This window comes from Burkholderia sp. LA-2-3-30-S1-D2 (genome assembly GCF_001523915.2).
GTDB classification, from domain to species: Bacteria; Pseudomonadota; Gammaproteobacteria; order Burkholderiales; family Burkholderiaceae; genus Burkholderia; species Burkholderia diffusa.
The window spans coordinates 684,615-705,563 of the sequence record NZ_CP013383.1 but is presented as its reverse complement, the minus strand read 5'-3'; the positions used below and the strand labels follow the sequence as shown (position 1 = coordinate 705,563).

Genomic DNA, 20,949 nt, shown 5'->3' with positions numbered 1-20,949 from the left:
ACGTCACTCGACGGCGGCAGTCATGCGCGCATGGTCGTCGTCGACATCAAACGCATCGTCACGCGGACATCCCTGCCCCCGTGCGTCCTACAGGAACCACCGATACTCCCGCGCCGCGATCTCGTTGCGAAAATCCAGCTCCTCCTGCCGCTTGTGCTCGCAATACACCATCACGAATTCACTGCCGAGCCCTTCACGCACGGCCGCGTGATCCTGCATCGCCGCGACGGCCGACAGCATCTCCTTCGGAAAATCGATCCCGCTGCCGCGATCGTCGTTCAGCGGCGCGATCGGCTCGATCCGTGCGTCGAGCCCGTGCTCCATCCCGCCGAGGATCGCCGCGAGCACGAGGTACGGATTCGCGTCCGCGCTCGCGAGCCGATGCTCGATCCGCAGATTGCGCGCATCCGATTCCGGAATCCGGATGCACGCGTCGCGATCCTCGAAGCCCCAGCTTGCACGGCTCGCCGCGTTCACCATCGATCCATAGCGCCGGAACGCATTGTGATTCGGCGCGAACACCGGCATGCAGTGCGGCAGCAGCTCGAGGCAGCCGGCCACCGCATGCCGTAGCGGCCGCTGCCCATCCGCGGCGAGCAGGTTGCGGCCCGCGTCGTCGTACAGGCTCACGTGCACATGCATCCCGCTGCCCGGCGCATGCAGATACGGCTTGCCCATGAAGCTCGCGCGATAGCCGTGCTGCAACGCGACGCCGCGCGTGCTGCGGCAGAACAGCGCCGACCAGTCGGCCGCGCGCAACGCGTCGTCGGTATGGCCGAAGTTAATCTCGAACTGGCCGGGCCCGAGCTCCGCCGTGATCACCGTCGCGTCGACGCCCTGCTCGCACGCGGCCTCGACCATCTCGTGCAGCACGTCGGAAAACCGCGACAGGCGTTCGATGTGCATGTTCGGCTGGTCGTCGCGGTCGTCGCTCAAGCGATCGCGCGGATACTGCGGCATCCCGTCCGCGAGCTGCGCGGCGAACAGATAGAACTCGAGCTCGAACGCGACGACCGGCCGGATGCCGCGTGCCGCGAACCGCCGCAGCACGCGGGCCAGCACTTCGCGCGGCTCGAACACGATCGGCGCATCCGTGCCATCGGAGCCGATCAGCATCTGCGCGAGCGGCTTCCGCTCCCAGCGCACCGGCTTCAGCGTGCCGGGAATCAGGCGACGCGGCGCGTCCGGGTCGCCGTCGTTGAAGCAGTAATCGCCGATCTTGTAGAGGCCGCCCTGCGTGCCGAGCAGCACGCAGTTCTGCGGCAGCTTCAGCAGCGAACCCGACGCGACCTTCTCGAGCGCATCGATCGGATAGCGCTTGCCGTAGAAATGGCCCGGCAGGTCGAGACAGATCAGGTCGACATAACGGATCTCGGGATGCGCCTGCCGGAATGCGCGGATTTCATCGACCAGCACGGGAACGACGTCAGCCATGTCTCATCCTTTCCATGTCTTGTATGGCGGTGCCGCAACGCGGCGAACCGGACTCACCGGCATGCGGCACGTCACATGCCCGATATCGGTCAGTACTGCAAACCGGCAACACGGCGAGACGGCCCCTCGGGCCGCCGGCCGACAAACTCAGGTGAACACCCAGATCACGCGCGCCGGGGCATCGCCCAGGTTCGCGTAACGGAACCGCTTGTGCGCGGGAAGCTGGAATGCGTCGTTCGGGCCGAGCGTGATGGGTGTGTCGTCGCCGTCGATCCAGATCGTCAGCTCGCCTTCGAGCACGAAGCCGCCCTGCTCGTCGCTGTCGTCGACGGAGCGCTCGCCGCTGCTCGCCCCGGGCGCGAGATGACTCTCCAGGATCGAGAAGCGCGAACGCATGTTCGGCGACACGAGGATGTCCGTGATGCCGGCCGCGTAATACACGGTGCGCCGCTCGTCGGGCCGTGTGACCCACGGCACGCTGCGCGGTTTGCTGAGGCTGTAGAAATACGTGGTCGGCACGCCGAGCGCCTCGCCGATCGCGGTGAGATCCGCGACCGTCGGGCGCGACAGCCCGCGCTCGACCTGCGATAGAAAGCCGACGGAGCGGCCGATCCGTTCCGCGAGATCGTTGAGCGTGACCTTGCGATGCTTGCGCAGATCGCGGATCAGGATCGCCAGACTTTCTATCTCTTCCTGCTCGTTCATGATGGATTCCGGTGCGTCAGACGGTATCGCGCAAACGGTACCAGGCCTTGCCGATCGCTTCCAGCGGCGCGGCGAGGCGGTCGCCGCCAGGGAAGCGCGGGTTGCGGATGCGCTGGTACAGCGCGAGCAGGCGATCGTCGCCGAGCACGGCGTCGGCGACCGCGCGCGCGCCGGCGAGCGTCGGCAACACACCGTGCCCCGAGAAGCCCTGCAGCCAGAAACGCTGGCCGCGACGGCCGATGTCCGGCGTGCGTCGCATGCTGATGTCGATGTGGCCACCCCACGCGTAGTCGAGCGACACGCCGGCCAGTTGCGGGAACACGCGTTCAAGGTGCGGGCGCGTCGCGGCCGCGATGTCGGCCGGAATCCCGCCGAGATACGTGCAGCCGCCGCCGAACAGCAGGCGATTGTCGGGGCTCAGGCGAAAGTAGTCGGGCACGAACTGGTTGTCGATCACGCAACTGTTGCGCGGCAGCAGCGAGCGTGCGACGTCCGGCGCGAGCGGCGCGGTCGCGACCTGGTAGGTGCCGACCGGCAGCAACCGGCGCGACAGTTCGGGATCGAGCCGGTCGACATACGCGTTGCACGCGAGCACCAGCACGTCCGCGCGCACCTCGCCGTGCGCGGTGCGGGCAACGTGACCGCCCTCGGTCTCGCGAGACTCGAGCACGCGGCTCTGCTCGAAGATGCGGCCGCCGGCCCGTTCGATCGTCTGCGCGAGACCGAGGGCGAGCTTCAGTGGATTCAGATGGCCGGCCTCGGGATCGTGGAGCGCGGCGAGATAGCGCGCGCTGCCGATCCACTCGGGCATCTCGTCCTGCCCGATCACGCGCAGGCGGTCGTAGCCCCAGCGCTGCGCTGCCTCGTCGCGGGCCTGCGCGAGCATCGCGACGCGACGCGGCCGCACCGCGGCCCACAGACTGCCGGGCCGGTAGTCGATGTCGAAGCCGTGCCGCGCGGGCAGTTCGCGCACTTCGGCCGCGGCCCAGCGCATGCTGTCCCAGAGCACGCGCGCGCCGTCGCGGCCGAGCGAATCCTCGAGCGGCTGCATGTCGCACGACCAGCCGAGCAGCGCCTGTCCGCCGTTGCGGCCCGACGCGGCCCACGCGACGCGACTCGCTTCGAGCACGACCACGCGCTTGCCCGCGAGCGCGAGGCGCAATGCCGTATGCAGCCCGCTGAAGCCCGCGCCGACGACCAGTACGTCGGCGTCGACGCGTTCGTCCAGTTCGGGCCGCCGCGAAATCGGCGCCGGATAAGTGCCGGCGTAGTAGCTTGCGACGTGACGGTCGGACTGCATGAACATGCGGATTCCCGTGAAATTTTCATCGCCAAATTTCATGAAAAATTAGCACGACAATTTCACGAGGGCAAGCGGGAGAATGAAGTCTGAGGAAATCCGACGTGACCCTGGAGTCCGAGGTGACCTTACCCCGCCGAGTACACCGTTCGTAAGTTAATGGTCTCGGCGGTTTTCGGTTGATGCAATTGCCCGAATTGGTCCGGCGCCAATTGCCCCAACGCACTATGCGGACGCACCGAGTTGTAGTCGCGCGCCACGCTTCGATTCGCCTGCATACATCGTCGAGACTGACGAACGCATGCTGATTCAAACACTCTTCACGCATTCGGCCGTTGAAGCTCTCGATGTGAGCGTTCTCCACCGGTTTGCCGGGCCGAATGAACTGCGGTTTTACGCCGTGCTCGTGTGCCCAGGCGTCGAGCGCCCTGCTGACGAACTCCGGGCCGTTATCCACCTGAATCAGATTGGGGCGCCGTCCTCGCTGCCGCGACTGCTCGAGCACACGCGTCACGCGAACACCCGTCAGAGAGAAGTCGACCTCGATGTGCGGGCACGCCCGGTTCCACATATCGATGATGGTCAACATTCGAATGCGGCGGCCATGCACCAGCGCGCAGCCGGTGCAACGCCGCCTTGCGAAGCCCCCTAACGCTTCGACGAGCGCCCGCGCGGTGCCGCCTTCGCAGTCGCAATCGGTGAGGCTTGCGTCGACGCCAGTGCCGTCCGCTTGAACCAGGGCGAACCAAGCGTGGCCGCGCTCATGTCAGCCGCAGAGGCGAGCAACAGCGGTGCGAGCTCTTTCAGCCGGGATTCCGGCAAGCGGCTTGTCGGGCCGGCGAGGCTCACGATGCCGACTACTTCGTTCGTCACGGGATTACGCACCGCTGCCGCGATCGACGTCATACCGATCTCGTACGTCTCGATCGCCACGCCGTAGCCGCGCTCGCGCGCACCCTTCAGGTCCTTCAGGAATTGCTGGATGGTCTTCGGCGCGCGCGGCACGTTCTGCGTCTTCGCGCTGAGCCCGCCCTGCTTCGACACCAGCTCGATCGCGCGCTCGTCGGGCAGCGTCGCGAGCCATGCCTGGCCGCTCGCGGTGCAATGCAGCGGCGGCTGGCTGCCCATGTCCGGGTCGTAACGCAGGCCGGATTTCGCACCCTGCGCCTTGCCGACGAACGTGATGTGATCGTCCTCGACCACACCGAGCCGCGCCAGTTCGCCGGACGACTCGGCCAGGCGATCGAGCACCGGCTGGGAAATGTCGAACACCCCGCTCGTCGAAAGGTAGATCAGCGCGAGCGACACCAGCTTCAGCGCCAGCATGTACTCGCCGTGCTCTTCATCCTGACGCACGAACCCTTCATCGATCAGCATCGACAGCAGGCGATGCGTGCCGCTGCGGGGAATGTTCAGCGTATCTGCAATAGTGGCCAGCGGCATGCGGCCACCGTTCTTTGCCAGCAATTCCAGCACTGCGAGCGCACGCTCGAGATTTCCTGCCATGGCGCCTTCTCGTCCGTATGGTGAATGTCAAATAAGAACATAATTCCATACTGGAATTCAAGCGAATTTGCGCGGCGCCGAGACCGTGGCCGCGGCGCCGCGCCCGCCATCAATGGCCGGCCGCCCCGCTCACGGCCACGAACGTGCCGCGATGGCGCGCGCCCTTGAGCAGCACCGCTGCGCCGCCCACGGCCGCCGGCACCGCAAGCGCCGCAAAGACCTGGCCGAAGCTCCAGTTCGCATGGAGCATGGCCGCGCCCAGCATCGCGCCCGCAATGCCGCCGAAACGGCCGACGCCGAGCATCCAGCTGGTCCCGGTGGCCCGCATCTCGGTCGGATAGGAGCCGGCCGCCAGCGCGCAGAAGCCCGTATTCGAACCGTTCATGCAGTAGCCGATGCCGAACGCCAGTACGCAGATCACCGTGAACGGATGGGCCGACACGCCCATGTACCAGGCAAGCGCGCCGCCGGCGAGCACGGTCGCGCCAAGCGCCGCGTGCGGATTGAAACGGTCCATCTGCCACCCGATCAGCAGCGAGCCGACCGTGCCGCCCGCCTGGAACAGCGCGCCGACGATCGCGGCCTCGGCCAGCGAAAACCCGAGCCCGCGGATCAGCGTCGGCAACCAGTTGCCGAGCAGATACACGGTCAGCAAGCCCGCGAAGTAGCAGATCCACAGCATCACCGTGCCGAACGCATGTTCGCGCGACAGAATCGCGCGGACGGGGCTGCGCGCATCGCGCACCGGCTCGGCCGACACGAAGCGCGTGCGCGCGTCGGCAACGCCGGGCTGCACGCGGTTCAGCACGCCGATGAGCCGTGCGCGGCGCTGCTCCGACAGCGCGAGATAGCGCGCGGATTCCGGCAGCCATTTGACGAGGATGGGCACGTACGCAATCGGCAGCACGCCGCCGAGCAACAGAACCGAATGCCAGCCCCACGTTTCAATCAGCCACGCGCTCACGAAGCCGCCGCCTGCCGCACCGAAGGTGAAGCCGCAGAAAACGGCCGTCACCATCAGCGCGCGCCGCCGCGGCGGCGCATATTCGGCCATCAGCGTGGCCGCGTTCGGCATCGACGCGCCCAGGCCGATGCCGGTCAAAAAGCGCAGCACCGTCAGCGACACCACGCCCGTCGCAAACGCCGACGCAATGCTCCAGAGGCCAAAGAACGCCACCGCGCTGACCATCACCGTCTTGCGGCCGAAGCGGTCGGACATCGGGCCGGCCGTGAGCGCGCCGAATGCGAGACCGAGCAGGCCGCCGCTCATTACCGGCCCCAGCGCGTCGCGCGGAATCGACCACGCGCTGGAAATCGACGGCGCGATGAAGCCGATCATCACCGTGTCGAGCCCGTCGAGCATCACGATCAGCATGCACAACAACAGCACGAGCCACTGGAACGCGCCCACCGGCCGCGTATCGAGAAACTGTTGAACGTCGAGCGAGCGCGCGTCTTTCGATTCGCGATCCTGAATAGTCTGCTTCGGCTTTCGGGCCGTCTGCGAGGAAGTCATGCTGATGTCTCCGGAAATGTTGTTCTTGTCGTCGTGTCGAATGCCCGATCCGCGCGCCGGCACGATGCCTGGCGCCGATCGGGCCCGTTGGGTCGCGAAGGCGGCCGGCGTGTGCTCAGGCCGGCACGGCCGCCGCGTCGATCACGGCAACGGTGGCCTCGCGCAAGCGGCGCGCCCGCTCGACGGCCGGCGTCGTCTTCGCCCACGCTTCGTTCGGCACCTCGACGCTCACCGGCAAGTGAGCGGGCAGCGCGCGCAGGATGCCCGCGAGATCGAGCCCGCCCTCGCCCGGCACCATCCGCGCGCAGCGTGCCTGGAACAGCAGCGTATCGACGTCGGTCGGCCGCTCGGCCGGCGCATCGCAGAACTGCACGTAGCCGAAGTACGCGTGCGGCAACGCCCGCAACGCGTCGGGCGACGAACCGGCACGATCGAAGTGGATCGGGTCGACGATCAGCCCGGTGTTGCGTCGGCCGCACGCGTCGACGATGCGCGCCCCGGCGCCGATGTCCTTCACGTCGGTCCACGGCATCGGCTCCAGCGACGGCAACAGGCCGAGCGGCGCGGCCAGGTCGCACAGCCGGCCGAGCCGGTCGATGGTGCGCGCTTCGTCGGGATCGTTGCCGGCCACGAGGACGTAGCGCGCGCCGAGTTCCGCCGCCGTTTCGAGCATCGGCAGGTAGTGCGTCACGTCGGTATCGGGCTTCAGCCGCACGATCTCGACGTCGAGCACGCGCATGCCGGTATCGCGCAGGACCGCGAGCGTTTCGCGCTTGAGCCGCGTATCGCCGATGATCTCGTGGCGAACCTCGGTGTCGGTGGCCGGCAGCAGTCGCAGGCCGACGTAGTCGTAGCCCGCGTCGACGGCGCATTGCACCATCCGCGGCGGACTCAGTTCGAGCACGGTCAGCGCCGACAGCGACAGCGCGCGGGATTGAGGCTGGGTCATATCGTCTCCTTGAGCGTCATGGCGTAACACGCGGCAGGTTCAGCGCAACGGCGAGAACGGCGCGGGCACGCAGATCGTCGACTCCATGGTCGTGAGATGGGCCGGGCCGCCCTTCGGCGGCCAGATGCCGTCCTTGACCGCCTCGGCGCGAATGCGCGAACGCTCGTCCACGCTCGCATACGGCCAGATGTTCAGGAAGCGCGGCGTATCGCCGTCGAGCGCATACATCGCGCCGACCAGCGGCGAGCGCCGGGTGCGCTCCGGCACCGCCTGTTCCCACACATCGATCGTGTGCTGCAGGCTGCCGAGCTTCGTGCCGTACACGCGCATCTCGTAGATGCCGCCGTGCACGGCCGGTTCGATCGGCGGCAGGAACGGGAACAGCGCATAGCTGGCCGTCTTCACGTCGATGATGGATTCGCCGCAGCCGAACGGGTTGCCTTCGAGCAGCATCCGTTTGCGCTCGCCGACGAGCGCGGCCTCCGATTCATAGCCGCGCAGCACCAGCACCTGGCCGAGCGTGCCGATGTCCGAATACCACGCGCCGAGCAGCTTGCCGCCCTGCGGATCGCCGCTGGCCTGAATCCCTTCGAAGACCTGCGCGTTCGCGCCGATCTTCACCGTGAGCGTCACTACGTCATACAGTGTCATTGCATTGTCCTCGAGGATGAATCGATGCCGGCACGCGCGGGTTCGGGCGCGGCGTCGGCGAGAGAAAGGCCGGCGAGATAACCGAACGTCATCGCCGGACCGAGTGTGATGCCGCCGCCGGGATAGCAGCCGCCCATCATGCTGGCCGAATCGTTGCCGACCGCGTAGAGGCCGGCGATGGCCCGGCCGGCTGAGTCGAGCGCGCGTGCATCGCGATCGGTGGCCAGGCCCGCGAACGTGCCAAGGCTGCCGGGCAACAGCTTCACCGCATAGAACGGCCCCGCTTCGATCGGCGCGAGACACGGGTTCGGCTGCCGGTCGGCGTCGCCCTGCACGCGGTTGTACGGCGTCGAGCCCTTGTGAAACGCCGGATCGCAGCCTTGCTTCGCGTACTGGTTGTAGGCCGATACCGTGTCCGCCAGCGAGGCTGCGTCGATTCCGCATTCGCGCGCGAGCGCATCGAGCGTCGCGCCGCGCTTGAGATAGCCGGAGCGCCGGTACGGGCCGGTCGGGAACGGAAACGGCTTCGAGAAACCGAGCCCGTAGCGCCGCTGAAAGCGATGGTCGCAAACGAGCCACGCGCACACTTCTTCACCGGCCGGCGTCGTGTCGAGCAGCGCGGAAATGAAGTCGTGATACGACGACGCCTCGTTCACGAAGCGCTTGCCCGCGCACGTCACCGCGATCACGCCCGGCTTCGCACGCTCGATCAGATGCGGAAACGCGACCGCATCGCCGCCCGGCTGCGGCACCAGCGAGACGGGCGCCCATGCGGCCGGCGCATCGAGCGACCGGTCGAAATGCGCGCCGATCGATTCGCCGAGCCGGATCCCGTCGCCGGTATTGCAACGCGGCGCCGCCGACCAGTGTTCGCGGCCCGACGGCGTATAGGCGAACGTCAGCGCGCGCCGCGCCTGATCGTGCGGGAAACCGCCGCAAGCCAGCACGACGCCGCGCGCCGCGCGCACCTCGTGCACGATGCCGTCGATCGCCACGCGTGCGCCGGTCACGCGTGCGTCGTCGCGCACCAGGCCGATCGCCTTCGCATTCGTGCGCAGGTCGACCCCGCGATCGGCCGCCGATTTCAGCAGGCGCGCGACGAGCGCATTGCCGTTCACCAGATGCATCGAGCGCCCGTAGCGCAACTTGTGCCACCCGAACGCGGCCAGCCGGCGGCCGACATGCAGCGCCGACTTCAGCGAGCGCGTGGCGCGATAGAAATGCGCGAGATCCTGGCCGGACGCGAGCGCCATCCCCTTGAGCGTCGTCACCGACAGCGGCTCGCGCAACCGGTCGATCAGCGGGCCCAGTTCGCGACCGTCGAACGGCATCGCGCAGACCGAGCGCCCGCCCGTGCCGGCACCCGGCGTGGTGTGGAAATCGGGAATGCGGTTGCCGTCGACGAAGCGCACGGCCGTGTTCCGCTCGAAGAATTCGACCATCTCCGGGCCGCGTTCAAGCAGCGCATCGGCCTTCGCCGCATCGAACTGCGCGCCCAGTTCGTTCTTCAGATACGAGCGCGGCACCTCGATGTCCTCGCGAATGCCGGCCCGCGCCGCGAGCGGATTGCGTGGAATCCACATCCATCCGCCCGACCACGCGGTCGTGCCGCCAAACACGGCCTCCTTCTCGGCGACGATCACGCGCAGGCCCTGCGCCGCCGCCGTGACCGCCGCCGCGAGGCCGCCCGCACCGGAGCCCAGTACCAGCACGTCGCAATCGAGTATCGGTTCACGCTTCATGTTCAATCTGCCCGTTCAGTGTCTCCAACGCCGGATGCGAACCGATCGCGACGTCTATGGAATATTCTTTCTAAGTGGAATACTATTCCACTAAATCGGGTTTAGCAAAGACTTTAACGAAAGGGAGGCAGCGCAATGCGAGTACTGGTAACGGGCGGCAGCGGTTTTCTCGGCGCATGGATCATCAGGAGGCTGCTCGCGCGCGGCATGGAATGCGTGAGTTTCGACGTGCGCACGAACCCGCGCCTCGTCGAGGCACTCGCGCCAGAGCGGGCCGCGGCCGTGCAGTGGCGCACCGGCGACATCGCCGACGCGGCCGCCACGGCACGCGCATTCGACGGCTGCGACGCGGCGATCCATCTCGCGGGCATCCTTACGACGGACTGCGCGGCCGATCCCGTGCGCGGCGCGCGAGTCAATCTGGTCGGCACGCTGAACGTATTCGAGGCCGCCCGCGCGTCCGGGCTGCGACGCGTGCTCTATGCGAGCAGCGCCGGCGTATTCGGCCCCGACGACGGCGCCGTGCCGCTACCGCAAACCCACTACGGTGCGTTCAAGCTGGCGTGCGAAGGATCGGCGCGCGCGTACTGGCACGACCACGGGATCGCGAGCGTGGGCTTCCGTCCGCTCGTCGTCTATGGCGCCGGGCGCGAGACCGGATCGAGCGCGGGGCCGAGCCTGGCGTGCCGGGCGGCCGCGCGCGGCGAGCGCTACACGATTCCGTTTACCGGCACGACGGGCCTCGTGTTCGCCGACGACGTCGCCGCCGCCTACGAGGCCGCGCTGCTGGCCGAGATCGACGGCGCGCACGCGTTCACGCTCGCGGGCGAGATCACCCCGGTGAACACGCTGATCGAGCGGATCGCAGCCATCGTGCCGGGTGCGCACCTCGATGCCGGCGGGCCGCCGCTGCCGATCGCGACGGCGTTCCCCGACGACCCCGCGCTCGGGCGCCTGCTGCCCGGCCTGCCGCGGACCGCGCTCGACGACGGCCTGCGGCAGACGGTGGCGTTCTACCGGCGCCAGCGCTAGGCCGGCGCACGCCCCCGCGGCTATGCCGCGACGTCCGCGGGCACAACGCCCGTGCGCGTCGCGGCCGCACGATGCACGGCGAGCGTCGCCGCGAGCGTGCGCGCGGCGTCGTCGGCCGAACAAAGCGGCGCCTCGTCGCCCGCGATCACCGCCGCGAAGTGGCGCAACTGCTCGTGATACGGATCGGCGCCATGCGGCGTGCAGCGCTCGACCGTCAACGGATCGTGCCAGCCCTTCCCGCTGCGGTATTCCCACAGATCGAGTTGCGGCAGCGTGAGCGATGCATCCGTGCCGATCAGGAAATGCGTGTTCACCTGCTGGCGCGGATAGTGCGCGGCCTCGCCCGCCGCGAGATCCCAGTTCCAGGGTGACGCCGCGCAATCGGACACGGCCAGCGTGCCGAGCGCGCCGCTGTCGAAGCGAAGGAGCACGGCGGCCGTGTCTTCCACGTCGAAGCCGCGCACGCGATTGGACGCCTGCGCCTGCACCTCGACGATCTCGCCGAGCAGGAACCGCATGATGTCGATGTCGTGGATCAGGTTGATCAGCACGGGGCCGCCGCCCGCGCGACGGCGCCATTCGACCTCGAAATACGCGTCGGGCTTGTAGAAGGTCGCGAGCGCATTGGCCGCGACCGGCTTGCCGAGCCGCCCCGACTGCACGATCTCTCGCGCGCGCCTCAGGATCGGATTGTGGCGGCGATGGTGGCCGACCAACAGCGGCACGCCGGCTTCGCGTGCGGCGCGTCCCAGCTCGGCTGCCGCCGCGACGCTGTCCGATACCGGCTTCTCGATCAACGCCGGCACGCCGCGCGCGATGCACGCAAGGCCGACCTCCACATGTGTCGCATTCGGCGTCGCGACGATCGCGCCGTCCGGGCGCACCGCGTCGAGCATCGTCGCGTAATCGGCGAACCCGCGTACCCCCTCGGCACGCGCGAACTGTTCGGCCGCCGGCGATGGATCGGCGATCGCCACCACTTCCACCTGCGCGTGCATGCGCGCGCGCTCCACGTGCATCCGCCCGATTGCGCCCGCACCGATCACTGCCAGCCGTCTTCTTCCCATCGCTTCATCTCCGTTGTTCGGGGCGTCCGCATCGCGTCGAGTCGTTCGCATTCCGGACCGACCGGGTGAATACCCCGATTTATTGAAATCTCCTTTGATTGTTGAATGCTATTCCACTTCAAACCATAATTCACGAAAAATTCGACACGTGTCGCGCGGCCTGCCCAAGGACCGCGCGGAATCGACCTTGACCAGGAAACAGGAGGCCAGACACATGACTGACCAGCACGAGCAGAACGACACCCTTTCCAGCCACCCGGCGGACGCGCCCGACAGCCCGGCGTTGTCGCGCCGCGCGTGGCTCGTCACCGCGGGCAAGGCGCTCGCGGGCGGTGCGGCGGCGCTCGCCGCGCCGGCGATCGTGCGCGCGCAGGGCGAGCAGCCGCTGAAGCTGGGCCTGCTGATGGCCAAGCAGGGCGTGTGGACCGAACAGGGCGAGGTGATCGCGAACGGCGTCAAGCTCGCGCTCGACGACGCGGGCAACCAGGCGCGCGGCCGGCGCGTCGATCTCGTCTGGTACGACGAACCGAATCCGCAGTCGGCGCAGCAGAACATGCAGAAGCTCGTCGAGCAGGACAAGGCGATAGCGGTGATCGGCGGCACGAACAGCGGCACGTCGCTGGCGATGTCGTCGGTCGCGTGGCGCACCAAGACGCCCTACATCGCACCGAACGCCGCGGCGCGCGAGCTCACCGGCAGCAGCTGCAACCCGTACACGTTCCGCGTGCTGAGCCCGACGCCCGTCGCGTGCCGCGCGCTCGCGCCGTCGCTGCTCGCGATCGGCAAGAAATGGCACTTCCTCGTCGCGAACTATGCGTACGGGCAGGACATCCAGCGGGCGATGTCGGACTTGCTGAAGCAGTCGGGCGGCTCGATCACCGGCGCCGACGTCACGCCGCTCAACACCACCGATTTCAGCTCGTTCATCCTGAAGATCCGCCAGTCGAAACCCGACGTCGTGCTGCTCGGCCTGCCGGGCGGCGACCTGTCGACGTTCCTGAAGCAATACGCGGAAATGGGCATGAAAGGCCGGATCCCGGTGGCGTGCCCGATCATCGGCGACTCGGATCTGTGGTCGATCAACGCCGATGCGGCGACCGGCTACTACGGCAAGCCGTGGCATTTCAGCTCGCCGGGCCATTCGCCGGAAGAAGTCGCGTTCGTCAGGAAGTACACGGCGAAGTACGGCAAGCCGCCGGCCGACAAGGCCTGGATCGGCTGGTTCACGGCGCGCGCGCTGCTGCAGGCGATCAACCACGCGAAGAGCACGTCCGGAGCGGACATCGTGCAGAGCCTGGAAACCATTCAGCTCACCGACGGCAGCGGCCCCGCGAATTTCCGCCCGTGGGACCACCAGCTGCTGCGGCGCTGGAGCGTGTTCAAGGTGAAGGACCGGATCGCGGACAAATGGGACTGGCTCGACCCGATCTCCGTCGTGCCACAGAACCCCGCCGAGCTCGACCGCCTGTTCGGCACGCGCCAGGAGATCGGCTGCCGGATGGCCGCGCGCTGAACCCGCGCGCCGCCGCTGCGGCGGCGGCGCCCGAATCGACACGGCCCCAAGCGTATCCCGCGCGCGTCGCGGCCCGCCGCTCGCCCGTCACCACGGGGCGCGGCGCGGCGGCGGCGGGCCGCACTCTGGAGTAAGGGCATGGCTGAAATGTTGTTGTCCCAGGTCGCCAACGGACTGGTGCTGGGATTCCTCTATGTATTGCTCGCGATCGGACTGTCGATCATCTGCGGGCTGCTCGGCATCGTGAATTTCGCGCATGGCGCGCTGTTCGCGCTCGGCGCCTATTTCGCGATCGCGCTGTCGACGCAGTTCGGATGGGCCGCCGTCGTGCTCGCGCCGTTGCTCGTCGCGGCGGTGGGCGTGCTGATCGAACTGGTGTTCATCCGACGCCTGTACGGCAAGGAGCCGCTGCTCGGCCTGATCGTCACGTTCGCGCTGTCGCTGCTGCTGACCGCGCTGGTGCGCCTCGTGTGGGGCGCGGGCGGCCTGCCGTTCAGCCCGCCCGAAATGCTCAACGGCTTCCTCGTGTACGGGCCGCTGCTGATCACGAAGTACCGGCTGTTCGTGCTCGCCGCGACGGTCGCGATCCTCGTCGTGCTGTGGTGGTTCATGAACTACACGCCGTACGGGCGGATCCTGCGCGCCGGCAGCCGCGATCCGGAAATGGTCGGGCTGCTCGGCATCAACCTGCCGCGCGTGCTGACCGGCGCCTTCGCGCTCGGCGCACTGCTCGCGGGCGCCGCCGGCGTGCTCGCCGCGCCGCTCGTCACGGTCACGCCGGGGATGGCGACGACCGCCGTGATGCCGGCATTCGTGATCGTGACGATCGGCGGGCTCGGCTCGTTCGCCGGCGCCGTGGTCGCGGGCCTGCTGGTCGGCATCGTGACCGCGCTGGCCGTCCAGTTCTTTCCGGAGGGCTCGTCAGTCGCCATGTACGTGCTGATGGCACTCGTCCTTCTCGTCCGCCCTCGCGGGCTGTTTGGTGAACGCTGGGAGCGCTTCGAGTGAAACCCGACTATCTGACCCGCCACCCTGTCGCGGTGCTGACCACCGCACTCGTCCTCGTGTCGCTCGCGCTCACCGCGACCGGCACGCCGCTCGAGCGCGCGACCCAGATCGCGATCTACACGCTCTACGGAATGGGCGTGAACCTGCTGGTCGCGTACACGGGCCTCGTGCCGTTCGGCGCATCGGTGTTCTTCGGCACGGCCACGTACCTGGTCGCCGTGTCGCTGCTGCGCGTGCTCGGCAACGAGCTGCTCGCGCTCGCGGCCAGCGTGCTCGTGACGACCGTGCTGGCCGCGCTGATCGGCGCGATCGTGTTGCGCCGGCGCGGGCTGTACTTCTCTTTGCTCACCCTCGCCTGTTCGCAGATCGCATTCGAGATCGCGTTCAAGTGGACGGATGTGACCGGCGGCGAAAACGGCCTGCAGAACGTGCCGCGCCCGACTTTCCCGACGACCGTCGGCTTCCACGTGTTCGCGTGCGTGACGGTGATCGCCATCGCGTATCTGCTGTGGCGCCTCGTGCACGCGCCGTTCGGGCGGGCGCTGCAGGCGTTGCGCGACAACGAGCAACGCGCGGCGAGTCTCGGCTACGACACGTATCGGCTCAAGCTGCGTGCGTTCGTGATCTCGGCCGCCGTGATCGGCTACGCAGGCGGCCTGCTGTGCCTGATGCTGCAAGGCGCATACGCGAACAACCTGAGCTGGGAGCACGCGGGCGACAGCCTGTTGATGACTGTGCTCGGCGGCGTCCACCAGTTTCTCGGGCCGCTGTGGGGCGCGATCGCGTTCATCCTGCTCGAGGACAAGCTCAGCAGCCTGACCGAGCACTGGTGGCTGATCTTCGCGCCGATCATCATCGCGTTCGCGTTCTTCTCGCCCGAGGGCATCCACGGCATCGTGCAGCGGTTGCTGCGACGCCCGCGCTGGACCCTCGTGCGCGACACGATTCCCGCGCGTCCCGACACGATCGCGCCGTATCGCGCCGGCGGCATCGACACCGATTCCGACAAGCCCGTGCTGAGCGTGCGCGGGCTGTCGAAACATTTCGGCTCGCTCGTGACCGCCGAACAGATCGACCTCGACGTCCATCCGCGCCGGCTGCACAGCTTCATCGGCCCGAACGGCGCGGGCAAGACCACGTTCTTCAACATGCTGACGGGCGTGCTGTCTCCGACGGCCGGCACGATCACGTTCGACGGCCGGGACGTGACGAAGCTCGCGATGTTCCGCCGCGTGCGGCTCGGCATGAGCCGCTCGTTCCAGATCCTCAGCGTGTTCCGCAACCTCACCGTGTTCGAGAACGTGCGCGTGGCCGTACAGGCCGCGCAGCACGATCGCCTCGGCATGTGGCGCGACGCGCACACGCTCGGCGAACAGAATGCGCTGACCTGGTCGCTGCTCGCGGCGGTCGGGCTGGACGATCGCGCGGCGCACGGCTGCGAAAGCCTGTCGCATGGCGAGCAGCGCCTGCTCGAAATCGCGCTGTCGCTCGCGACCCGCGCGCGCCTGCTGCTGCTCGACGAACCGCTCGCGGGGCTTGCCGAGGCCGATCGCGTGCGCGTGGCGGCGATCATCCGCGAGCTGGCCAACCATCATGCGGTGCTGCTGATCGAGCACGACATCGATCGCGTGCTGACGATCTCCGATCGCGTCAGCGTGCTCCATCGCGGCCGGCTGATCGCGGACGGCTCGCCCGCCGAAGTCGCGCGCCATCCCGAGGTGGTCGAAGCCTATCTCGGCCACGCGAAGGGCGAGCGGCCGGTCGATGCGCGGCTGGCCGCACGACGCGGCGCGCAGCACGAAGAAGCCGCGCCGGCGCGACGCCCGCTGCTGCGCCTCGAAGGCGTGAAGGCCGGTTACACCGGCAACACGATCCTCGACGGCATCGACCTCACGCTCCACGAAGGCGAAGTCATCGCGATCCTCGGCCGCAACGGCGTCGGCAAGACGACGACGTTGCGCGCCGCGACCGGCGTCGCCGAAGTCACGGCCGGGCGCATCGTGTTCGACGGCCACGACATCACCGGGCGCCCCGCGCACGAGATCAATCGCCTCGGGCTCGCGATGGTGCCCGAAGGCCGCCGGCTGTTCCCCAACCTCACGGTTGCCGAGAACCTGCGGCTCGCCGCGCGCAAGGGCGGCGCGAGCGTCGATGAAATGTTCACGCTGTTCCCGCGCCTCGCGGCGCGCAAGGACGCGCGTGCCGAACACCTGTCCGGCGGCGAACGGCAGATGGTGGCGATCGCCCGCGCGCTGATGGCGCCGGCGAAGGCCATCCTGCTCGACGAGCCGTTCGAAGGGCTCGCGCCCGCCGTCGTGCAGGAAGTGCTCGACGCGGTCGTCAAGCTACGCGAGCGCGCGAGCGTCGTGATCGTCGAGCACCAGGCCGACATGGTGCTGCCGATCGCCGATCGCGCATACGTGCTCGTCAACGGTCACGTCGCGCACGAAAGCAGCGCGGTCGCGCTCGAACAGGACCCCGCCACCCAGGCGAAATTGCTCGGCATCGTACACAACGAAGCCGGTTCCACCCAGGAGATGAAAACAGCATGATTGCCCCCTTGACCCCGACCACCCCGGTTTCGCTCGACGAAGGCCTGAGCGGTGCGACCCGTGTCCACTTCATCGTCGGCGATCCGATCGCGCAGGTCCGTTCGCCCAAGGGCGTGACGGCCGCGCTGCGCGAGGCCGGACTCGACGCGCTGGTCGTCCCCGCGCACGTCGCGCCGGACGATCTCGCGGCGTTCTTCGCGGGCATCACGCCGATGCGCAACGTCGACGGCGTGATCATCACGGTGCCGCACAAATTCAGCGCCGCCGGCTTCTGCATGAGCCTGTCCGACGAAGCAGCATTCCTCGGCGCGGCCAATACGCTGCGCCGCACCGCCGACGGTGGCTGGCACGGCGGCATGTTCGACGGCACCGGCTTCGTCGCCGCGCTCGGCGACGCAGGCTGCGACCTGCGCGGCAAGCGCGCGCTGCTGGTCGGCGCGGGCGGCGCAGGCTCGGCGATCGGCCACGCGCTGGTGATGGCGGGCGTCGCGTCGCTCGACGTGCGCGACAACGATGCCGCCCGCACCGCGTCGCTGGTCGACCGGCTGGCGACGCTGCAACGCGGCACGGTGCGCGTCGCCGCCGCGGACGTCGCGCCCGAATCGTTCGACGTGATCGTCAATGCGTCGCCGATGGGGATGCGGGCGGACGATCCGCCGCCCGTCGACGTATCGCGCGTGCCGGCCAATACCTTCGTCGGTGACGTCGTCACGAAGCCGCCGCTCACGCCGTTCATCGAAGCGGCGCGTGCCCGCGGCTGCCGAACCGTCACGGGCACGCAGATGTTCTCGCGAGTCTGCGACCGGATGGTCGCGTTCCTGATCGATACCGCCGCCTGAGCGCGTGCGGGCGGGACGCGAGCGCCGTGCGCGGCGCGCCCCGCCGAATCCCGTTCGCCACCACGGGCAGCGGCCACATCATCGACGCGACCGCCACGCTCGGCGACGGCTTCAACTCGGCGCCGTCGTCCACGCGCAGCCAGTTCGCGGCCGGCGTCGGCATCGTGCACCGCTTCTGAACGTCGCCGCACGCCGCTTCACCTACTTTTTAGAACGCCATTCCACTTTTATATTTATTGGAATAACATTCCATAATTATCGGAGCATCTTCCGCCGCGCGTCGAATCCGGGCGCGCGACGGAACGACATGAAGGAGACGTGGACATGGGTGCGGTGCAACAGGACTGGGACGAGGAAGTGGACCTGCTGGTATTCGGCGCGGGGGCGGCGGGCATGACCGCCGCGCTCGTCGCGCATCACGAGGGGCTTGCGGTCCTCGTCTGCGAAAAAACAGCCGTGGTGGGCGGCATCACGTCCACGTCGGGCGGCACGACGTGGGTGCCGGGCACCCGCCTGAGCGTCGACGCGGGCGTGCCCGACAGCGTCGACGATGCGCGCCGCTTCCTGCAGTCGGTGGTCGGCGCACGCGGCGGCGACGACGCGCGCGATGCCTTCCTGCAGAGCGGCCCCGATGCGATCGACGAGCTCGCGCGCATCAGCGAAGTCAAGTTCGTCGCCGCCGCCGCGCATCCCGATTACGTGAACGGCCCCGGCGCGGCCTATGGCGGGCGGGCGCTCGTGCCCGCGCCGTTCGATGCGCGCGTGCTCGGCCGCGCATTCGCGCGCGTGCGCCCGCCTCGCAAGGAGTTCATGGGGCTCGGCGGGATGATGGTCGCGCGCGCCGACCTCAATGCGCTGCTCGCGCCGTTCGCATCGGCCGCGAACTTCAAACGCACGGTCGCGGTCGTCGGCCGCTATGCGATGGACCGCCTGCGTTTTCCGCGCGGCACGCAGCTCGTAATGGGCAACGCGCTCGCCGCGCGGCTCTATTACAGCCTGCTCAAGCGCCAGGTCGAGATTCGCTTCGACACGCCACTACTCGAACTGGTACGCGACGACGGCCGCGTCACCGGCGCCATCGTCACGACGCCGGACGGCGGCCGCAGGCGAATCGGCGCGCGGCGCGGCGTGGTGCTCGCGACCGGCGGCATCACGCGCCATCCGTCGCTGCGCCAGCAGTTCTTCCCCGCCGCGGCCCGGCCGCTGTCGCTGTCGCCGGCGACGCACACCGGCGACGGCGTCGACCGCGCGCAGCGCGTCGATGCGCGGGTCGAAAACGGCGGCGACAGCCCGGGGCTGTGGATGCCGTGCTCGATTCGCCGTGCCCCGGGCGGCGACGGCGACAGCGTCTGGCCGCACATCATTCTCGATCGCGCGAAACCCGGCCTCATCGCGGTCAACAGCCGCGGCGAGCGCTTCGTCAACGAGTCGGACTCGTATCACGACTTTGTGATGGGCATGCTGCGCGACAGCGGCAACGGGCCCAGCGTGCCGGCCCATCTGATCGTCGATGCGGCGTTCATCCGGACCTATGGCCTCGGCCTGCTGATGCCGGCGCGCAGCGCGGCGCGCATCGCGGCGTTCGAGCGTGCCGGCTATCTGGTCAAGGGCGCGACGCTGGCCGAGCTGGCAGCGAAATTGCAGGTGGATGCGAACGGCTTGGCGCGTACCGTCGCGACCTACAACCGCGACGCCGCCAACGGCGAGGATCCGGCGTTCCAGCGCGGCAGCAGCCCGATGAGCCGCTTCAATGGCGACCCGGCGCAACAGCCGAACCCGTGCATTCGCCCGATCGGCGCCGGGCCCTACTATGCCGTGACCGTATGGCCCGCCGACCTCGCTTGCAGCGCGGGGCTGAGCGGCACGGCGAACGGCGAGGTGGTCGACGTCGACGGGCGCGTGATTCCCGGCCTGTTCGCGTGCGGCAACGATCTCGCGTCGATCTTCCGCGGCACCTATCCGGGCCCCGGCACGACGCTCGGCCCGGCCATCGTATTCGGCTGGCGCATCGCGAAATTCGTCGCGCGACGCGACGCGGGGTCGACGGGCACATCGGCCGCGACCACCGCGCATCGCTCGACCTGCGACAGCGCCCACGGCTGACGAACGCGCCGGCACGGCACGGGCAAGCCGAGCCGGCTCAACCCATCGAGGAGGAATCGTTCATGCAATGCATCGTCAACCGCCACGCGTTGAACATGCCGAAACTGGGGCTCGGCACGTGGCCCATGCTCGGCGACGACTGCACGCGCGCGGTCGCGCTCGCGCTGGAGTCGGGTTATCGGCACCTCGATACCGCGGCCGCGTACGAGAACGAAGCGGCGGTCGGCGAGGCCATCGCGGCGTCGAACGTCCCGCGCGAGCAGATTCACGTGACCAGCAAAGTGTGGTGGGACCAGTTGAGCCCCGAACGCATGCGGAAATCGCTCGACAACACGTTGCGCGCGCTGCGCTCCGACTACGTGGACCTGTTCCTGATCCACTGGCCGGCGCCCGACTGGAATCTTGCCGAGACGATCGACACGCTCGTGTCGTTCAAGGAGCAAGGACGCGCCCGTGCGATCGGCGTCGCGAACTTTCCGCTTCCGCTGTTGCGCGATGTCGTTGAAAACCAGCAGGCACCGCTGGCCGCGATACAGGTCGAGTACCACGTGCTGCTGGGTCAGGCGCGGCTGCTTCAATTCGCGCGCGAGCACGACATGGCGCTGATCGCGTACAGCCCGCTCGCGCGCAACCGCGTGTCGGAGATTCCGGAGCTGCAGCGAATCGCCGACAAGCATCGCGTGCTGCCGACCCAGGTCGCGCTGAAATGGCTGCTTGACCAGCCGAACGTGGCCGCCGTGCCGAAGGCGGCCGGCCAACGCAATCAGCTCGCCAACCTGGCATCGCTCGACGTGGGCCTGGACGACGCCGATCGTGCGCTGATCGGCGGCCTGCCGAAGAACCAGCGCCTCGTCAGCCCGGCGTTCGCGCCGCAGTGGGACCCGGCTGAATGAAGAACCGGGGTGGGGCATTGCGCACGCCCCGAGGTCCGGCGCTCAATGGATTCAGCAACCGGAGTGCAACTCCGTTTCCGAGATTACAGAGTCGCGCCCGTTGATAGGACAGATGCTTTTATCAGGTGAATGGCCAACA

At 68.4% G+C, this 20,949-nt stretch carries 18 protein-coding genes; 8 read left to right on the top strand and 10 right to left on the bottom strand.

The genetic code is table 11. The features are described from left to right. Window positions 1-87: 87 nt before the first annotated feature. From WS66_RS03190 to WS66_RS03150, 9 genes are all read right to left on the bottom strand, one after another. On the bottom strand, window positions 88-1,434 hold the full coding sequence (locus WS66_RS03190) for a glutamine synthetase family protein (RefSeq protein ID WP_059600124.1): 1,347 nt from the start codon (window positions 1,432-1,434) through the stop codon (window positions 88-90). A 147-nt stretch (window positions 1,435-1,581) separates the two neighbouring features. Then, window positions 1,582-2,139 (bottom strand): helix-turn-helix domain-containing protein, encoded by a 558-nt coding sequence (locus WS66_RS03185; RefSeq protein ID WP_059600125.1) that lies wholly within the window; start codon window positions 2,137-2,139, stop codon window positions 1,582-1,584. A 16-nt stretch (window positions 2,140-2,155) separates the two neighbouring features. Then, complete coding sequence (locus tag WS66_RS03180) at window positions 2,156-3,445, bottom strand: NAD(P)/FAD-dependent oxidoreductase (protein ID WP_059600322.1); 1,290 nt, start codon at window positions 3,443-3,445, stop codon at window positions 2,156-2,158. Window positions 3,446-3,464: 19 nt separating this feature from the next. Next, window positions 3,465-4,010 carry an integrase core domain-containing protein gene (locus tag WS66_RS34845; protein WP_442859291.1) on the bottom strand — a complete coding sequence of 182 codons (546 nt, stop codon included), beginning with the start codon at window positions 4,008-4,010 and terminating at the stop codon, window positions 3,465-3,467. Between the two features lie 77 nt (window positions 4,011-4,087). Beyond that, window positions 4,088-4,945: an IclR family transcriptional regulator gene (locus tag WS66_RS03170; RefSeq protein ID WP_059600127.1), complete on the bottom strand. Its 858-nt coding sequence runs from the start codon at window positions 4,943-4,945 to the stop codon at window positions 4,088-4,090. A 109-nt stretch (window positions 4,946-5,054) separates the two neighbouring features. Further along, on the bottom strand, window positions 5,055-6,461 hold the full coding sequence (locus WS66_RS03165; protein WP_082728884.1) for an MFS transporter: 1,407 nt from the start codon (window positions 6,459-6,461) through the stop codon (window positions 5,055-5,057). Between the two features lie 115 nt (window positions 6,462-6,576). Next, on the bottom strand, window positions 6,577-7,410 hold the full coding sequence (locus WS66_RS03160) for a sugar phosphate isomerase/epimerase family protein (RefSeq protein WP_059600128.1): 834 nt from the start codon (window positions 7,408-7,410) through the stop codon (window positions 6,577-6,579). A gap of 39 nt (window positions 7,411-7,449) precedes the next feature. Then, complete coding sequence (locus WS66_RS03155) at window positions 7,450-8,061, bottom strand: NIPSNAP family protein (RefSeq protein WP_059600129.1); 612 nt, start codon at window positions 8,059-8,061, stop codon at window positions 7,450-7,452. Then, the gene (locus WS66_RS03150; protein ID WP_059600130.1) at window positions 8,058-9,803 is read right to left on the bottom strand and encodes an FAD-dependent oxidoreductase; all 1,746 of its coding nucleotides are present in this window, start codon (window positions 9,801-9,803) and stop codon (window positions 8,058-8,060) included. Before WS66_RS03150 ends, WS66_RS03155 begins: the two co-directional genes overlap by 4 nt. 135 nt (window positions 9,804-9,938) lie before the next feature. Here WS66_RS03150 and WS66_RS03145 point away from each other — a divergent pair, with 135 nt between their 5' ends. Further along, window positions 9,939-10,835, top strand: a complete 897-nt coding sequence (locus WS66_RS03145; RefSeq protein ID WP_059600131.1) for an NAD-dependent epimerase/dehydratase family protein — start codon at window positions 9,939-9,941, stop codon at window positions 10,833-10,835. A 20-nt stretch (window positions 10,836-10,855) separates the two neighbouring features. Here the strand turns inward: WS66_RS03145 and WS66_RS03140 are convergent, their stop codons facing one another. Next, window positions 10,856-11,902 carry a Gfo/Idh/MocA family oxidoreductase gene (locus WS66_RS03140; RefSeq protein ID WP_059600324.1) on the bottom strand — a complete coding sequence of 349 codons (1,047 nt, stop codon included), beginning with the start codon at window positions 11,900-11,902 and terminating at the stop codon, window positions 10,856-10,858. 214 nt (window positions 11,903-12,116) lie between these two features. On the opposite strand from WS66_RS03140, the gene WS66_RS03130 reads away from it, so the two are divergent. From WS66_RS03130 to WS66_RS03105, 7 genes are all read left to right on the top strand, one after another. Then, window positions 12,117-13,415 carry an ABC transporter substrate-binding protein gene (locus WS66_RS03130; protein WP_059600132.1) on the top strand — a complete coding sequence of 433 codons (1,299 nt, stop codon included), beginning with the start codon at window positions 12,117-12,119 and terminating at the stop codon, window positions 13,413-13,415. Window positions 13,416-13,553: 138 nt separating this feature from the next. After that, complete coding sequence (locus WS66_RS03125) at window positions 13,554-14,423, top strand: branched-chain amino acid ABC transporter permease (RefSeq protein WP_059600133.1); 870 nt, start codon at window positions 13,554-13,556, stop codon at window positions 14,421-14,423. Next, complete coding sequence (locus WS66_RS03120; protein WP_059600134.1) at window positions 14,420-16,975, top strand: branched-chain amino acid ABC transporter ATP-binding protein/permease; 2,556 nt, start codon at window positions 14,420-14,422, stop codon at window positions 16,973-16,975. Before WS66_RS03125 ends, WS66_RS03120 begins: the two co-directional genes overlap by 4 nt. Further along, window positions 16,972-17,814 (top strand): shikimate dehydrogenase family protein, encoded by an 843-nt coding sequence (locus WS66_RS03115; RefSeq protein WP_059600135.1) that lies wholly within the window; start codon window positions 16,972-16,974, stop codon window positions 17,812-17,814. Before WS66_RS03120 ends, WS66_RS03115 begins: the two co-directional genes overlap by 4 nt. A gap of 26 nt (window positions 17,815-17,840) precedes the next feature. Further along, a complete protein-coding gene (locus WS66_RS33530) occupies window positions 17,841-17,993 on the top strand; it encodes a hypothetical protein (RefSeq protein WP_159086507.1) in 153 nt (50 codons plus the stop codon). A gap of 145 nt (window positions 17,994-18,138) precedes the next feature. After that, window positions 18,139-19,917 carry an FAD-binding protein gene (locus tag WS66_RS03110; protein WP_082728885.1) on the top strand — a complete coding sequence of 593 codons (1,779 nt, stop codon included), beginning with the start codon at window positions 18,139-18,141 and terminating at the stop codon, window positions 19,915-19,917. A 62-nt stretch (window positions 19,918-19,979) separates the two neighbouring features. Then, window positions 19,980-20,810, top strand: coding sequence for an aldo/keto reductase (locus WS66_RS03105; protein WP_059600137.1), 831 nt, complete (start codon window positions 19,980-19,982; stop codon window positions 20,808-20,810). Window positions 20,811-20,949: the final 139 nt, after the last annotated feature.

What these genes read in the sequence shown, in the direction of transcription:
- WS66_RS03125 (WP_059600133.1), top strand. Translation starts at nt 13,554, where the DNA reads ATGGCTGAAATGTTGTTGTCCCAGGTCGCCAACGGACTGGTGCTGGGA.
- WS66_RS34845 (WP_442859291.1), bottom strand. Translation starts at nt 4,010, where the DNA reads ATGTGGAACCGGGCGTGCCCGCACATCGAGGTCGACTTCTCTCTGACG.
- WS66_RS03190 (WP_059600124.1), bottom strand. Translation starts at nt 1,434, where the DNA reads ATGGCTGACGTCGTTCCCGTGCTGGTCGATGAAATCCGCGCATTCCGG.
- WS66_RS03155 (WP_059600129.1), bottom strand. Translation starts at nt 8,061, where the DNA reads ATGACACTGTATGACGTAGTGACGCTCACGGTGAAGATCGGCGCGAAC.
- WS66_RS03185 (WP_059600125.1), bottom strand. Translation starts at nt 2,139, where the DNA reads ATGAACGAGCAGGAAGAGATAGAAAGTCTGGCGATCCTGATCCGCGAT.
- WS66_RS03115 (WP_059600135.1), top strand. Translation starts at nt 16,972, where the DNA reads ATGATTGCCCCCTTGACCCCGACCACCCCGGTTTCGCTCGACGAAGGC.
- WS66_RS03140 (WP_059600324.1), bottom strand. Translation starts at nt 11,902, where the DNA reads ATGGGAAGAAGACGGCTGGCAGTGATCGGTGCGGGCGCAATCGGGCGG.
- WS66_RS03150 (WP_059600130.1), bottom strand. Translation starts at nt 9,803, where the DNA reads ATGAAGCGTGAACCGATACTCGATTGCGACGTGCTGGTACTGGGCTCC.
- WS66_RS03130 (WP_059600132.1), top strand. Translation starts at nt 12,117, where the DNA reads ATGACTGACCAGCACGAGCAGAACGACACCCTTTCCAGCCACCCGGCG.
- WS66_RS03170 (WP_059600127.1), bottom strand. Translation starts at nt 4,945, where the DNA reads ATGGCAGGAAATCTCGAGCGTGCGCTCGCAGTGCTGGAATTGCTGGCA.
- WS66_RS03105 (WP_059600137.1), top strand. Translation starts at nt 19,980, where the DNA reads ATGCAATGCATCGTCAACCGCCACGCGTTGAACATGCCGAAACTGGGG.
- WS66_RS03145 (WP_059600131.1), top strand. Translation starts at nt 9,939, where the DNA reads ATGCGAGTACTGGTAACGGGCGGCAGCGGTTTTCTCGGCGCATGGATC.
- WS66_RS03160 (WP_059600128.1), bottom strand. Translation starts at nt 7,410, where the DNA reads ATGACCCAGCCTCAATCCCGCGCGCTGTCGCTGTCGGCGCTGACCGTG.
- WS66_RS03110 (WP_082728885.1), top strand. Translation starts at nt 18,139, where the DNA reads ATGGGTGCGGTGCAACAGGACTGGGACGAGGAAGTGGACCTGCTGGTA.
- WS66_RS03165 (WP_082728884.1), bottom strand. Translation starts at nt 6,461, where the DNA reads ATGACTTCCTCGCAGACGGCCCGAAAGCCGAAGCAGACTATTCAGGAT.
- WS66_RS03180 (WP_059600322.1), bottom strand. Translation starts at nt 3,445, where the DNA reads ATGTTCATGCAGTCCGACCGTCACGTCGCAAGCTACTACGCCGGCACT.